Raw genomic sequence first — 14817 nt, 5'->3', positions numbered from 1 at the left:
TTGTGCCATGAAAAGTAAAATATATGCAATGGTTATGCTGGTACTGCTGGTTGCCATTGGCGCGCGCGCTGGTTCTTTGAAATCCAACGATGAGTTTTCCCGCTTCGAGGGCCATGATAAGGATTCGATCATCGTGACATTCGGAGATAAGACGAGGCTGATCATTTACGGCGAAAACCGCCAGGAGCTGGAAAAGATCATGAAATATGATTTGAATGCATTGCTGAAAGACCTGAAAGTAAGACTTGACAGTACAAATGCCGACACGACGTTTTTGCGGGAAGAATTTAACGGGAACAAATATTTGAAAAGCCCGGACCAGGCGGAGGATAAGGATTACGTCAGGATTGGCCTCCGCGGTATCCACATCAAGGACGGCGACACGAAGGTTTCTATTGACGGCTCGGGCGTTGAAGTGAAGGAAGGGGATGAAGTAGTCGGTTCGGATTCGACTTATCGTCGTGTTGGGAAGCGGTTTCACCGGAAGTCATGGGGCGGGTCCAGCCCGAGGAAGGGTTTTAATATCGCATTGGGCCTCAATACTTACGGTACCAATGAAACCACCGCTGGTTTTAACAAATCCGATTATGATCTGAAACCTTTCGGATCGCGGTATGTGAGCCTGGGTTATGTGGCAAGTGCGAATGTGGTCCGTGGGAAAGACGCGAGGTTAACGCTGGATTTCGGAGTCGATTTCTCCTGGTACAATATGATGTACGATGGGAACAAAACGATTACCAAGACGGACGACGGGGTCGAGTTTGTTCCGGTAGTGGATGACAACAAGCAGGAGGTTGAGGTGAGGAAATCGAAACTTGTGGTACCTTATGTAAACCTGTCCATTATGCCTACGCTGAGTTTTTCGAGATCGTTCATTTCCTACATCAGCGCAGGTGCCTACGGCGGTTACCGGATTGGCAGCTACACGAAAGTCCGCAAGGTCGGTACCAAGGACGTAGACCACGACAGACGTAACTTTTACATCGAAGATTTGCGCTATGGCCTGGCGGCGGAAATAGGCATCCGTAACTTTCCTGACTTCTTTGTGAACTATGATTTGAACTATCTTTTCGAAGCGAATCGTGGGCCTTCGGTCCGGATGCTGAGTTTCGGGGTGAGATTGTTTTAAGTCGAAAAAGTGCCCTTGCGGCTTGGAATCGGTGTTTTTGATTCCAAGCCGCATTTTTTTTTATTTTTTTTTCAAAAGAATTTGAGAATCTAAAAAATGGGTATAATTTTGCGACTCCAAATTGTGAAACAAACGGTTTTCACGCTTGTGTTGAAATGTTGTCTGGGGGTGTACCAGAGTGGCCAAATGGGGCAGACTGTAAATCTGCTGGTGTATGCCTACGGTGGTTCGAATCCATCCGCCCCCACAGTTTGAGTCTGAAAAAATGCTTCAAATCATACCAGTTTTGGAGTTTAAGACGAAGACAAATGCGGAAGTAGCTCAGCTGGTAGAGCGATAGCCTTCCAAGCTATAGGTCGCGAGTTCGAACCTCGTCTTCCGCTCAATTAGAAGCATCATCGAAGCGATTAGCGAAAACATTCAATAGATAACTTTCGCTAATCGCTTTTTGGTTCTAACAATAATGCTTTTGTAGCTCAGGGGTAGAGCACTTCCTTGGTAAGGAAGAGGTCAGGGGTTCAAATCCCCTCAAAAGCTCAGAAAGCAGGAAGTGTCCCTGCATTGGTTTTGATCCTGATTTGGTAAATGATTGCGGTGTTTGATTGCAGTAAAGCCAGCAGGATCAATTAGTAGTGTATAATAAATTCGTAATAACTTTTAATTTTAAGCGTACTTAAGTCATGGCAAAAGAGACGTTTGACCGCTCGAAACCCCACGTAAATATTGGTACTATCGGGCACGTTGACCACGGTAAAACTACCCTTACAGCGGCGATTACAACTGTGTTGGCTGATAAAGGTTTTGCACAGAAACGCGACTTCTCATCAATCGACAATGCTCCTGAAGAGAAAGAGCGTGGTATCACAATCAACACTTCCCACGTAGAATACCAGACAGCCAACCGTCACTATGCGCACGTTGACTGCCCAGGTCACGCTGACTACGTGAAGAACATGGTAACTGGTGCTGCTCAGATGGACGGCGCAATCATCGTGGTTGCTGCTACTGACGGTCCTATGCCACAAACTCGTGAGCACATCCTTCTTGCTCGTCAGGTAGGTGTTCCTCAGCTTGTTGTGTTCATGAACAAAGTGGACATGGTTGATGATCCAGAACTTCTTGAACTCGTTGAGATGGAAATCCGCGAGCTTCTGAGCTTCTATGAATTCGATGGTGACAACATTCCAGTTGTACAAGGCTCAGCTTTGGGTGGTCTTAACGGCGATCCGAAATGGGTGAAAACGATCGAAGAATTGATGGACGCTGTTGACAGCTGGATTCCAATTCCTCCACGTATGACTGATCTTCCATTCTTGATGCCTGTTGAAGACGTATTCTCGATCACTGGTCGTGGTACTGTTGCAACTGGTCGTATCGAGCGTGGTATCATCAACTCTGGTGAAGCAGTTGATATCCTTGGTATGGGTGCAGAAGGTCTTAAATCAGTAGTAACTGGTGTTGAGATGTTCCGTAAGATCCTTGACCGTGGTGAAGCTGGTGACAACGTAGGTTTGTTGCTTCGCGGTATCGACAAAGAAGATATCCGTCGTGGTATGGTTATCTGTAAGCCAGGTTCAGTTAAGCCTCACTTGCACTTCAAAGGCGAGGTTTACGTACTGTCGAAAGAAGAAGGTGGACGTCACACTCCATTCTTTAACAAATACCGTCCTCAGTTCTACTTCCGTACCACTGACGTGACAGGGGAAATCACTCTTCCTGCTGGTGTTGAAATGGTTATGCCAGGTGACAACATCACTATCGAAGTGAAACTGATCAACAAAATCGCTATGGAAAAAGGTCTTCGTTTCGCGATTCGCGAAGGTGGACGTACCGTAGGTGCTGGTCAGGTAACTGAAATTCTTGACTAATCAAGATAGCAATATTAAAACAAGTGCATTTCTCTTGAAATGCACTTGTTTTTTATAAAAAAGTCGTATCTTTGCAGCCCCGAATGGGTGATTGCACGATAAACGGGTGTAGTTCAAGGGTAGAATAGCGGTCTCCAAAACCGTTGATGGGAGTTCGAATCTCTCCACCCGTGCATAAATCGAAAAGGTGAAATGGAAAAATTTACTTCTTTTTTGAAAGCGTCCTGGGAAGAAATGACCCAACATGTAACATGGCCGCCTTTCAACGAACTGCAAGCCAACACCACACTGGTGCTTGTGGGTTCGCTCATTTTTGCCTTCGTGGTAGGTGTTATGGATCTCGTTTTCGAGAACGCACTGAAAGTGTTTTACCAGTCTTTCTAAGGCTATTTTAGTAAAGATAACCCCCTGAAAGGTATGAGTAGTCTAAATTGGTTTGTATTAAGGGCAGTGTCTGGGCAAGAGAAAAAAATCAAGTCCTACATTGAAAATGAAATAACACGCCAGAAGCTAAACGAATTCGTTCCGCAAATACTGATCCCTTCCGAGAAGATCTATGAAATGCGTAATGGCAAGAAGCGTGTACGGGAAAAGAATTTCTTTCCCGGGTATATTATCATTTCAGCCGATCTGTCCAAAGGGGAGGTTCTGCACATTATTACAAGTATTCCCGGCGTAATCGGTTTCCTGGGCAATGCCGAAGGAAATTCCAAAGTGCCTGTTCCATTGCGTCAGTCTGAAATTAACCGTATCCTCGGTAAGGTCGACGAAGCAGAGCAGCATGAAGAAGCGCCAAGCATGTCTTTCATCAAAGGCGAAACCGTGAAGGTGGTAGATGGTCCGTTCAGCGGATTTATCGGTCTGGTGGAAGAAGTATTCGATGAGAAGAAAAAACTCAATGTAGTTGTAAAAATATTCGGGCGTAATACACCCGTGGAACTCAGTTACGCACAAGTAGAAAAGGATAGTTGAGCGAATAGCGGGCAGGTAGGCTTCCAACTGCATGTGAGCCGCTAGTCAATCGATGAACCGACAAATTCCAAAACAATGGCAAAAGAAATAGGTGGATACGTCAAACTGCAGGTGAAAGGTGGCCAAGCCAACCCATCACCTCCAATTGGTCCTGCATTAGGATCGAAGGGTTTGAATATCATGGAGTTTTGCAAGCAGTTCAATGGCCGTACCCAGGATAAAATGGGTGTGGTATTGCCGGTAGTTATTACATACTACAAAGACAAGTCTTTCGACTTCGTCATCAAAACCCCCCCGGCCGCTATTCTTCTTCTGGAAGCCTCAAAAGTGAAAACAGGTTCGGCTCAGCCAAACCGTATTAAGGTAGGATCAGTTTCATGGGATCAGGTTAAAACGATCGCTGAAACCAAAATGCCCGACCTTAATTGCTTCACCGTAGAGTCTGCTATGAAAATGATCGCGGGAACGGCTCGTAGTATGGGTATCACCGTGGCTGGCAAGGCCCCATGGGAAGAAAACAACTGAGCGTAGATTTATAGATACGCCAAAGAAACAAAGAACATGGGAAAATTGACCAAAAAGCAAAAAGAAGCTCTTTCAAAATACGACGCAACCCAGGCATTTACCCTGGAAGCAGCTGCGGATGTTCTGAAAACGATTTCCTATACCAAATTTGATGCTTCCGTAGATATCGACGTTCGTTTGGGCGTTGATCCCCGGAAAGCTGACCAAATGGTGCGTGGCGTGGTAACATTGCCACACGGAACCGGAAAAGAAGTTCGCGTATTGGTGCTGTGTACTCCCGACAAGGAGTCAGAAGCGAAAGAGGCAGGAGCGGATTATGTTGGTCTTGACGAATACATTACAAAAATCGAGCAAGGCTGGACAGACATTGACGTGATTATTACAATGCCAAGTGTAATGGCAAAAGTAGGTAGACTTGGTAAAGTATTGGGTCCTCGCGGCTTGATGCCAAACCCTAAGTCGGGAACTGTAACACCGGATGTAGCGAAAGCTGTAAAAGAGGTGAAGGCTGGTAAAATCGACTTTAAAGTTGACAAAACCGGTATCATTCACACCAGCATCGGAAAGGTATCTTTCGGAACTGATCAGCTTGCACAGAATGCAACGGAGGTTATCAATACCTTGGTTCGCCTTAAGCCTTCATCGGCAAAAGGTACTTACGTAAAAAGCATTCACTTGTCAAGCACGATGAGCCCGGGTGTTATTATTGACAAAAACACGATTCCAGGACTGTAATATGACACGGGAAGAAAAAGCAGTAATTATTGACGAATTGAGTCAAAAATTCGCCAGCACGCCATACTTCTACATTACCAACGCGACCGGCATGACCGTGAGCGAGGTAAATACCCTCAGAGGCCTTTGCTTCGAGCGTGGTGTTGAGTATCGTGTTGTGAAGAATACATTGATTAAAAAAGCGCTCGAAACACTAGATACGGACTATTCTTCTTTCGACGAAGTGTTGAAAGGGTTTTCCGGAGTAATGTTTCACCCGGAGTCAGGTAAAGTACCTGCACAACTGATCAAGGATTTCAAAAAGAAATCAGGTAGCGACAAATTGAAGTTCAAAGGAGCTTCTGTTGACACTGCCCTTTTCGTAGGAGAAAGCCAGCTGGACGTTCTGATTTCACTGAAATCGAAACAAGAACTGATCGGCGAAGTGATCGGATTGTTGCAATCACCTGCCAAAAATGTTATCGGCGCTCTTACAAGCGGCGGACAGAACCTGGCTGGTATCTTGAAAACTTTGTCTGAAAAAGAGGACTAATTTGAATAACCAGGTTTAGCTCTCCGGGTTAAAATAAAATAGAGCTTTTTTAAATCATCTTATTGTATAATCAAAAAAATCAAAATAGAAATGGCAGATTTGAAAGCATTCGCAGAACAGCTTGTTAACCTTACGGTTAAAGAAGTGAACGAATTGGCTACAATTCTTAAAGACGAGTACGGCATTGAACCAGCAGCAGCTGGTGCAGTAGTAGTAGCAGGTCCTGCTGGTGGTGCTGGTGGCGATGCTCCTGCAGTTGAAGAGAAAACATCTTTTGATGTAATCTTGAAATCAGCTGGTGCAGGTAAACTTGCTGTTGTGAAGTTGGTTAAAGACCTTACTGGTCTTGGCCTGAAAGAAGCGAAAGAACTCGTTGATGGCGCTCCAAAACCTGTAAAAGAAGGTGTTGCGAAAGACGAAGCTGACGCTCTGAAAAAGCAACTTGAAGAAGCTGGTGCAGAAGTTGAAGTGAAGTAATTTGCTCAACAGCATTAGAAAATAAATTCCATGGAATAGGCCTGACAACCGTCAGGTCTTTTCCTGTTTTTGTATACAAACCAAACGAAAAGCTTTTTTTTATCGTTCTGGTTAGAGGTGGCGACGAGATCGCCCCATTATCTCCCCAAGCTGATTTGCCCGAAACACTTCTTTACTCGTAGGAAAGGAGAACAGGGGCGTCAACTTTACTCTTCTACGAGGCAATAGATTAGGTTAAAACTAATTAGTTTTTCTGCTAACCCAAATCACACATAGCCTTGGCTACAATTAATCCAAAAACACCAAGAAAGAACTTCTCTCGGATTAATCAGATTATCGATTATCCTGATCTTTTGGGAATCCAGGTACAGTCGTTCCGTGATTTCTTTAGTCTGGATACATCGGTTGAAGACCGTTCCGGAGAAGGATTGTACAAAGTTTTCGCTGAAAACTTTCCCATCGCCGACTCACGCGAGAACTTCGTTCTTGAGTTCATCGATTATCTCCTTGAACCACCAAAGTACTCCGTTGACGAGTCCATCGATCGCGGTCTGACTTACGCAGTGCCTTTGAAGGCGAAACTGCGTTTGATCTGCAACGACGCCGATCATGAAGAATTTGAAACCATTGAGCAGGAAGTATTCTTAGGAAACATTCCTTACATGACCGAACGCGGTTCGTTCGTGATCAATGGCGCTGAGCGCGTAATCGTTTCTCAGCTTCACCGTTCACCGGGCGTGTTCTTCTCCATGAGCAAGCACACCAACGGTTCTAAACTATATTCTGCGCGGATTATTCCATTCAAAGGTTCCTGGATCGAATTCTCTACGGACGTGAACAACGTGATGTACGCGTACATCGACCGTAAGAAGAAGTTCCCTGTAACTACCCTTTTGAGAGCGATCGGTTTCGGATCTGATAAAGATATCCTCGACCTGTTCGGCTTGTCAGAAGAAATCAGCGCAACACCTGCTAACCTGAAAAAGGCAGTAGGACGCCGGTTGGCGGCAAGGGTTCTCCGTACATGGACTGAGGACTTCGTGGATGAGGATACCGGCGAGGTAGTTTCAATCCAGCGTAACGAAGTGTTGCTGGAACGTGACTCTACGATTTCTGCGGATGATATCGATGTAATCCTGGAATCAGGACAGAAATCGATTATCATGCATAAAGAGGACATGAACGTTGCGGATTATAACATCATTTATAATACGCTTCAAAAAGATAGCTCAAACTCCGACAAGGAAGCTGTTGAGCAAATTTACCGCCAGCTGCGTAACGCGGAAGCACCGGATGAGCAAACTGCACGCGACGTGATCCAGAGCTTGTTCTTCTCCGACAAACGTTATGACCTGGGTGATGTAGGCCGTTACCGGATCAACAAGAAATTGGGATCAGATACCAGCCTCGACGTTCGCGTCCTTACAACCGGCGACATCGTTTCGATCGTGAAATACCTGATCGGTCTGATCAATGCGAAAGCGGTAGTCGATGATATCGACCACTTGTCAAACCGTCGTGTACGTACCGTAGGCGAGCAGTTGTACGCTCAGTTCGGCGTGGGTCTAGCACGTATGGCGCGTACCATCAAAGAGCGTATGAACGTACGTGACAACGAAGATTTCAAACCTGTTGACCTGATCAATGCAAGAACATTGTCATCAGTAATCAACTCGTTCTTCGGTACCAACCAGCTTTCTCAGTTCATGGATCAAACGAACCCATTGGCTGAGATTACCCACAAGCGTCGTATGTCGGCATTGGGGCCAGGTGGTCTTTCCCGTGAAAGAGCAGGTTTCGAGGTTCGTGACGTTCACTACACCCACTACGGTCGTCTGTGTACAATCGAAACTCCGGAAGGTCCGAACATCGGTCTGATCTCGTCACTTTGCGTATTCGCGAAAGTGAATGGAATGGGCTTCATTGAGACTCCTTACCGCGTAATCGACAGCGCTGGTAAGCTGACCAACGAGCTTATATATATGACTGCCGAAGAAGAAGATTCCAAATATATCGCACAGGCAAATGCCTCTGTTGATAAAGAAGGAAACTTTACGGTGGAAAAAATCAAGACGCGTTTCGAAGGTGACTTCCCGATGGTGGATCCTTCGCAGGCATCTTATATGGACGTTGCTGCCAACCAGATCGTGTCTGTTGCCGCTTCGCTGATTCCGTTCCTTGAACACGATGATGCGAACCGTGCCTTGATGGGATCTAACATGCAGCGCCAGGGTGTGCCTCTGTTGCGCCCACAGGCTCCTATCGTAGGAACTGGTCTGGAACGTCGCGTAGCAATGGACTCACGTGCATTGGTAGTAGCGGAAGGCGACGGCGAAATCGAATTCGTAGATGCGAAGAAGATTGTCGTGAAATACGACCGTACAGACGATGATCGCCTTGTGAGCTTCATCGACGACAGCGTTTCTTACGATCTCGTTAAATTCCGTCGTACCAACCAGGATACTTGCCTTAACCTTCAACCAATGGTTCTTAAAGGCCAGAAAGTGAAGAAAGGCGAGCCACTTTGCCAGGGTTATGGTACAGAAGGTGGTGAACTTGCATTGGGCCGTAACCTTCTGGTTGCATTCATGCCTTGGCAAGGATACAACTTCGAGGATGCGATCGTAATCTCCGAAAAAGTAGTACGCGACGATATCTTTACTTCGATCCACATCGAAGAATTCGAACTCGAAGTGCGTGATACGAAACGCGGAGAAGAAGAATTGACCGCTGAGATCCCGAACGTAAGCGAGGAAACTGTTAAGAACCTCGATGAAAACGGTATCGTACAAGTAGGTACAGAAGTAAAAGAAGGCGATATTCTGATCGGTAAAATCACTCCAAAAGGAGAATCAGATCCTACCCCGGAAGAAAAACTTCTTCGTGCGATCTTCGGTGACAAGGCCGGTGATGTGAAGGATGCTTCTAAAAAAGCGCCGCCATCGATGAAAGGTGTGGTAATCGATACCAAACTGTTCTCGCGCCCAACCAAAGAAGAGCGTGCAAAACATAAAGACGAGCTGCGTCTGTTGATGAAAAAATACAGCCGTGACCTGACCGCATTGCGCGGACGTGTGATCGATAAGCTGGTAACATTGACAGATGGCAAAACCAGCTCAGGTGTTAAGCACAAATTCGGTGACGAGCTGATCAGCAAAGGAATGAAGTTCAACGTGAGAAACATTTCGGAGAACCTCTTCCCCGCCAATAACCCGTACCGTGACGAAAGCCAGTACGCAGTTCCCGAAGAGGTTAACCTTATCGGAGACGTTCTGACTGACTCATGGAGCGAGGATAGCAATGTCAACCTTCAGGTTTCATTGGTGTTGAAAAACTACCTGAATGCCCGCAGTGAAGTAATGGGCCGCTTCAAACGCGATCGTTTCGCATTAGAAGTAGGTGATGAGTTACCTGCCGGTATCGTGAAACTGGCGAAAGTATATATCGCTAAGAAACGTAAATTGAAAGTAGGGGATAAAATGGCAGGTCGCCACGGTAACAAAGGGGTTGTAGCCCGTATCGTTCGTGACGAAGATATGCCATTCCTGGAAGACGGAACACCGGTTAACATCGTGTTGAACCCACTCGGGGTACCTTCCCGTATGAACATCGGTCAGATTTACGAAACCATCCTTGCATGGGCTGGTCTGAAACTTGGTCGCCGTTACGCAACACCGATCTTTGACGGTGCTACCGAAGCGGAAGTTGCTGCCGAGTTGAAAGAAGCCGGTCTGCCGGATTGGGGACGTACTTATCTGTACAATGGTTTGACTGGTGAGCAGTTCGACCAGCCTGTAACCGTCGGTCTGATGTACATGATGAAACTGGGCCACTTGGTTGACGATAAAATGCACGCGCGTTCTATCGGGCCATACTCGCTCATTACCCAGCAACCATTGGGTGGTAAAGCGCAGTTCGGTGGACAGCGTTTCGGTGAGATGGAAGTGTGGGCGCTTGAAGCGTTCGGTGCATCGCACATTCTTCAGGAGATCCTTACTGTGAAATCCGATGATGTGGTGGGCCGTGCCAAAGCGTATGAAGCGATCGTGAAAGGTGAAAACCTTCCGAAACCAAATATCCCAGAGTCATTCAACGTACTTGTTCACGAGCTTCGTGGACTAGCATTGGAGATTACACTGGACTAATTTTTAGTCGTAAGCGGCGCATTGCAGAATGCGCCGCTTAGAAATGCAATCATTTAGTTTCGACTAACAGACAAACGACTCTTTATTATGTCTTTCAAAAAGAATAAAAAATTAAACAGCGACTTTTCCAGAATGACGATCAGTCTGGCGTCACCGGAGTCTATCCTAGAAAGCTCCTTCGGTGAAGTAACCCAGCCTGAAACCATCAACTACCGGACCTACAAGCCGGAGATGGGTGGTCTGTTCTGCGAGCGCATTTTTGGTCCTGTAAAAGACTGGGAATGTCACTGCGGGAAATACAAGCGCATCCGTTATAAAGGAATTATCTGCGACCGTTGTGGTGTAGAGGTGACCGAGAAAAAGGTTCGCCGCGAGCGCATGGGGCACATTGAATTGGTAGTTCCTGTTGCACATATCTGGTACTTCCGCAGCTTGCCGAACAAAATCGGTTACCTGCTGGGACTTTCTACCAAGAAACTAGATCAGATCATCTATTACGAACGGTACGCGGTTGTTCAGCCAGGTATCAAGGAAGAGGACGGCGTTAGCTACCTCGACTTCCTGACAGAAGATGAATACCTCGATATCATCGATAAGCTTCCACGCGAAAACCAGTTGCTTCCTGACACGGATCCCAACAAATTCATCGCGAAAATGGGTGCCGATGCATTAGAAATGCTGTTGAGCCGCATTAAGCTCGACGAACTTTCTTACGAGCTCCGTCACCAGGCTGCTACCGACACTTCTCAGCAACGTAAAGCGGAAGCTTTGAAACGTCTGAAAGTGGTAGAAGCATTCCGTGATGCGAATACCCGTATCGAAAACCGCCCTGAATGGATGGTGATCAAAATGGTACCGGTGATTCCACCAGAATTGCGTCCGCTTGTGCCCCTGGATGGTGGTCGTTTCGCGACTTCGGATTTGAACGACCTTTATCGTCGTGTAATTATCCGTAACAACCGTCTGAAACGTCTGATCGAAATCAAGGCACCTGAGGTGATCTTGCGTAACGAGAAGCGTATGTTGCAGGAAGCGGTTGACTCGCTTTTCGATAACAGCCGTAAAGTGAATGCGGTACGTTCAGAAGGTAACCGTGCATTGAAATCACTTTCAGATATGCTGAAAGGAAAGCAAGGCCGTTTCCGTCAAAACTTGCTTGGTAAGCGTGTCGATTATTCTGGTCGTTCGGTTATCGTGGTAGGTCCTGAATTGAAACTGCACGAATGCGGTTTGCCCAAAGATATGGCGGCAGAGCTTTTCAAGCCGTTCATTATCCGCAAGCTGATCGAGCGTGGAATTGTTAAAACTGTAAAATCAGCGAAGAAGATCGTAGACCGCAAGGACCCTGTGATCTGGGATATTCTCGAAAACGTACTGAAAGGTCACCCGGTATTGCTTAACCGTGCTCCGACACTTCACCGTTTGGGTATCCAGGCATTCCAGCCTAAACTGATCGAAGGAAAAGCGATCCAGCTTCACCCATTGGTTTGTACGGCATTCAACGCTGACTTTGACGGTGACCAGATGGCGGTACACGTACCACTGGGTCAGGAAGCCGTTTTGGAAGCGTCTATGCTGATGCTTTCTTCACACAACATCCTTAACCCAGCCAACGGTGCGCCGATCACGGTACCATCTCAGGACATGGTTTTGGGTCTGTATTATGTGACCAAAGGACGTGTAAGCACAGAACAATATCCGATCATCGGAGAAGGTAAGATTTTCTACGGTCCTGATGAAGTTATCATCGCGATCAACGAAGGCAAGCTTTCGAAACATGCGAATATCAAATGCCGCGTCCGCGTACGTAACGAGGATGGAACATTCGAGATCAAACTGATCGACACTGTCGCAGGTCGTCTCCTGTTCAACCAGGCTGTTCCTGAGGAAGTAGGTTATATCAACGAATTGTTGACTAAAAAGAAACTTCAGCAGATCATCGGTTTGGTATTCAAACAAGCTGGTGTGGCCCGTACGGCTCAATTCCTTGATGAAATCAAAGAACTTGGTTTCCAAATGGCATTCAAAGGCGGTTTGTCAATGGGATTGGACGATGTAATGGTTCCAAGTGAAAAAGAGAAACTCATCGAGCAGGCGAAAGGCGATGTTGAAAACGTCTGGAACAACTACCTGATGGGTCTTATCACGGAAAACGAACGTTACAACCAGGTAATCGATATCTGGACGCGCGTTAACTCACGCATTACAGAGACGTTGATGAAGCAACTGGAAACAGACAAAGGCGGATTCAACTCAATCTATATGATGATGCACTCCGGAGCCCGCGGTTCTCGCGAGCAGATCCGTCAGTTGGGTGGTATGAGGGGTCTTATGGCCAAGCCTCAGAAAAACATCGCTGGTGGTGCGGGTGAAATCATCGAAAACCCGATCCTTTCCAACTTTAAGGAAGGTCTCGACGTTTTGGAATACTTTATCTCTACCCACGGTGCGCGTAAAGGTTTGGCCGATACCGCGTTGAAAACTGCGGATGCGGGTTACCTGACCCGTCGTTTGCACGACGTTGCACAAGACGTGGTAGTAGTGGAAGAGGACTGCGGCTCGCTTCGTGGTATCGCGATCTCTGCGTTGAAAGACAATGAGGACATCGTAGAACCATTGTCGGAACGTATCCTCGGACGTGTAAGTGTACACGATGTATTCGATCCGTTGACAAACGAATTGATCCTTACATCGGGTCAGGAGATCACAGAAGAGATTGCTTCTTACATTGATGAGACGGCGATTGAAACTGTCGAAATCCGTTCGGTACTGACTTGCGAAACCCGTGACGGTGTTTGTGCAAAATGCTACGGACGTAGCTTGGCATCTGCCCAGATGGTGAATATCGGTGAGGCAGTTGGTGTAATCGCTTCCCAGTCGATCGGTGAGCCGGGTACACAGTTGACACTCCGTACATTCCACGTGGGTGGTACGGCTTCCAACATCTCTGTTGAAGCCAACATCAAAGCGAAATTCGACGGTTTGATCCAGTTCGAAGACCTTCGTCTCGTACAGTCTGTTAACTCGGAAGGCGACGAAGTAACCGTAGTAATGGGCCGTTCAGGTGAAGTAAAAGTCGTTCACCCTGAAACGAAACAACTACTGATCTCGAACAACGTACCTTACGGTGCGCATTTGCAAGTGAAAGAAGGCGACACCGTATTCAAAGGACAGGAACTTTGTACCTGGGACCCTTATCACGCGGTAATCCTTTCTGAATTCACAGGAACTGTTTCCTTCGACGCTATTGAAGAAGGTATCACATTCCGTGAAGAGTTTGACGAACAAACAGGCTTCCAGGAGTCGGTGATCATTGAAACACGTGACAAAACCAAAAACCCGGCTATCGTGGTGAAAGGTAAGTCTACGTTGTTGAAAGATCAGACTGAAAAAGGTTACAACCTTCCTGTTGGAGCACGTCTGGTTGTGAAAGCAGGTGCAGCTATCAAGGCTGGTCAGCCGCTGGCGAAAATTCCACGCGTTGTTGGTAAAACACGCGATATCACGGGAGGTCTGCCACGTGTGACCGAATTGTTCGAAGCACGTAACCCGTCTAACCCTGCAACGGTTTCCGAAATCGACGGTGTAGTATCTTACGGTGGCGTAAAACGCGGTAACCGTGAAATCCATATCGAATCGAAAGACGGAACACAACGCCGTTACATGGTACCTCTGTCGAAACACATTCTTGTTCAGGATGGTGACTTCGTAAGAGCCGGTGACCCGCTTTCCGATGGTGCGATCACTCCTGCGGATATCCTTTCTATCAAAGGACCAACCGCGGTTCAGGAATACCTGGTGAACGAGATTCAGGAAGTATACCGTCTGCAAGGTGTGAAGATCAACGATAAGCACATCGAATGTATCGTACGCCAGATGATGCAGAAAGTGGATATCCTCGACGCTGGTGACACCAACTTCCTGGAAATGCAGGCTGTTGACCGCGTGGTATTCCGCGAGGAAAACGATAAGATCCTGGATATGAAAGTGGTTGAGGACGCTGGTAGCTCCGAGACATTGAAGCCGGGTATGATCGTTTCGGTACGTCGTTTGCGTGATGAAAATTCAAGCCTAAAACGCCGTGACCTGAAACTGGTTACAGCCCGTGATGCGCAAGCTGCGGTTGCAAGACCAACTCTGATGGGTATCACACAAGCTTCTTTGGGTACTGAAAGCTTTGTTTCTGCGGCGTCATTCCAGGAAACAACCAAAGTATTGAGCGAAGCGGCTGTTCGTGGAAAACGCGACGAACTGAAAGGTTTGAAGGAGAATGTGATCGTAGGTCACCTGATCCCTGCCGGTACAGGTATGCGTACCTACGAAAACCTGATCGTTGGATCGAAAGAAGAATTCGATGCGCTGACCGATTCTCGCGAGAGACAATCACGCAAGAAAAAAGAGTTGGCGTAATCCAGCTGATTATAAGTAAAAAGA

At 46.9% G+C, this 14817-nt stretch carries 10 protein-coding genes and 4 tRNA genes; all 14 read left to right on the top strand.

Going from position 1 to position 14817, the window contains the following annotated elements:
• The first annotated feature begins 7 nt into the window (after positions 1 to 7).
• Entirely contained in the window at positions 8 to 1129 is a 1122-nt protein-coding gene (locus BMW93_RS23300; protein WP_177194177.1) for a hypothetical protein, read from the top strand.
• Positions 1130 to 1293: 164 nt separating this feature from the next.
• Positions 1294 to 1376 (top strand) — tRNA-Tyr (locus tag BMW93_RS23295).
• 63 nt (positions 1377 to 1439) lie between these two features.
• Positions 1440 to 1512: transfer RNA gene (locus BMW93_RS23290), tRNA-Gly, on the top strand.
• A gap of 82 nt (positions 1513 to 1594) precedes the next feature.
• A tRNA-Thr gene (locus BMW93_RS23285) sits at positions 1595 to 1666 on the top strand.
• Between the two features lie 143 nt (positions 1667 to 1809).
• Positions 1810 to 2997 (top strand): elongation factor Tu, encoded by a 1188-nt coding sequence (tuf, locus tag BMW93_RS23280; RefSeq protein WP_090381988.1) that lies wholly within the window; start codon positions 1810 to 1812, stop codon positions 2995 to 2997.
• A 102-nt stretch (positions 2998 to 3099) separates the two neighbouring features.
• Positions 3100 to 3170 (top strand) — tRNA-Trp (locus BMW93_RS23275).
• 19 nt (positions 3171 to 3189) lie between these two features.
• Positions 3190 to 3381 (top strand): preprotein translocase subunit SecE, encoded by a 192-nt coding sequence (gene secE, locus BMW93_RS23270; RefSeq protein ID WP_090381987.1) that lies wholly within the window; start codon positions 3190 to 3192, stop codon positions 3379 to 3381.
• 33 nt (positions 3382 to 3414) lie between these two features.
• Positions 3415 to 3969 (top strand): transcription termination/antitermination protein NusG, encoded by a 555-nt coding sequence (gene nusG / locus BMW93_RS23265; protein WP_015812908.1) that lies wholly within the window; start codon positions 3415 to 3417, stop codon positions 3967 to 3969.
• A gap of 75 nt (positions 3970 to 4044) precedes the next feature.
• Positions 4045 to 4494 carry a 50S ribosomal protein L11 gene (gene rplK, locus BMW93_RS23260; RefSeq protein ID WP_019944910.1) on the top strand — a complete coding sequence of 150 codons (450 nt, stop codon included), beginning with the start codon at positions 4045 to 4047 and terminating at the stop codon, positions 4492 to 4494.
• Positions 4495 to 4530: 36 nt separating this feature from the next.
• Positions 4531 to 5229 carry a 50S ribosomal protein L1 gene (gene rplA / locus BMW93_RS23255; RefSeq protein ID WP_090381984.1) on the top strand — a complete coding sequence of 233 codons (699 nt, stop codon included), beginning with the start codon at positions 4531 to 4533 and terminating at the stop codon, positions 5227 to 5229.
• A gap of 1 nt (position 5230) precedes the next feature.
• Positions 5231 to 5761, top strand: coding sequence for a 50S ribosomal protein L10 (rplJ, locus tag BMW93_RS23250; RefSeq protein ID WP_090381982.1), 531 nt, complete (start codon positions 5231 to 5233; stop codon positions 5759 to 5761).
• A 90-nt stretch (positions 5762 to 5851) separates the two neighbouring features.
• Complete coding sequence (rplL, locus tag BMW93_RS23245; RefSeq protein ID WP_090381980.1) at positions 5852 to 6238, top strand: 50S ribosomal protein L7/L12; 387 nt, start codon at positions 5852 to 5854, stop codon at positions 6236 to 6238.
• A 272-nt stretch (positions 6239 to 6510) separates the two neighbouring features.
• The gene (rpoB, locus tag BMW93_RS23240; RefSeq protein ID WP_409013114.1) at positions 6511 to 10383 is read left to right on the top strand and encodes a DNA-directed RNA polymerase subunit beta; all 3873 of its coding nucleotides are present in this window, start codon (positions 6511 to 6513) and stop codon (positions 10381 to 10383) included.
• An 87-nt stretch (positions 10384 to 10470) separates the two neighbouring features.
• Positions 10471 to 14793, top strand: a complete 4323-nt coding sequence (rpoC, locus tag BMW93_RS23235) for a DNA-directed RNA polymerase subunit beta' (protein WP_090381972.1) — start codon at positions 10471 to 10473, stop codon at positions 14791 to 14793.
• Positions 14794 to 14817 lie beyond the last annotated feature (24 nt).

The organism is Dyadobacter sp. SG02 (genome assembly GCF_900109045.1).
GTDB lineage: Bacteria > Bacteroidota > Bacteroidia > Cytophagales > Spirosomataceae > Dyadobacter.
This window is presented reverse-complemented; position numbering and strand designations above follow the sequence as displayed.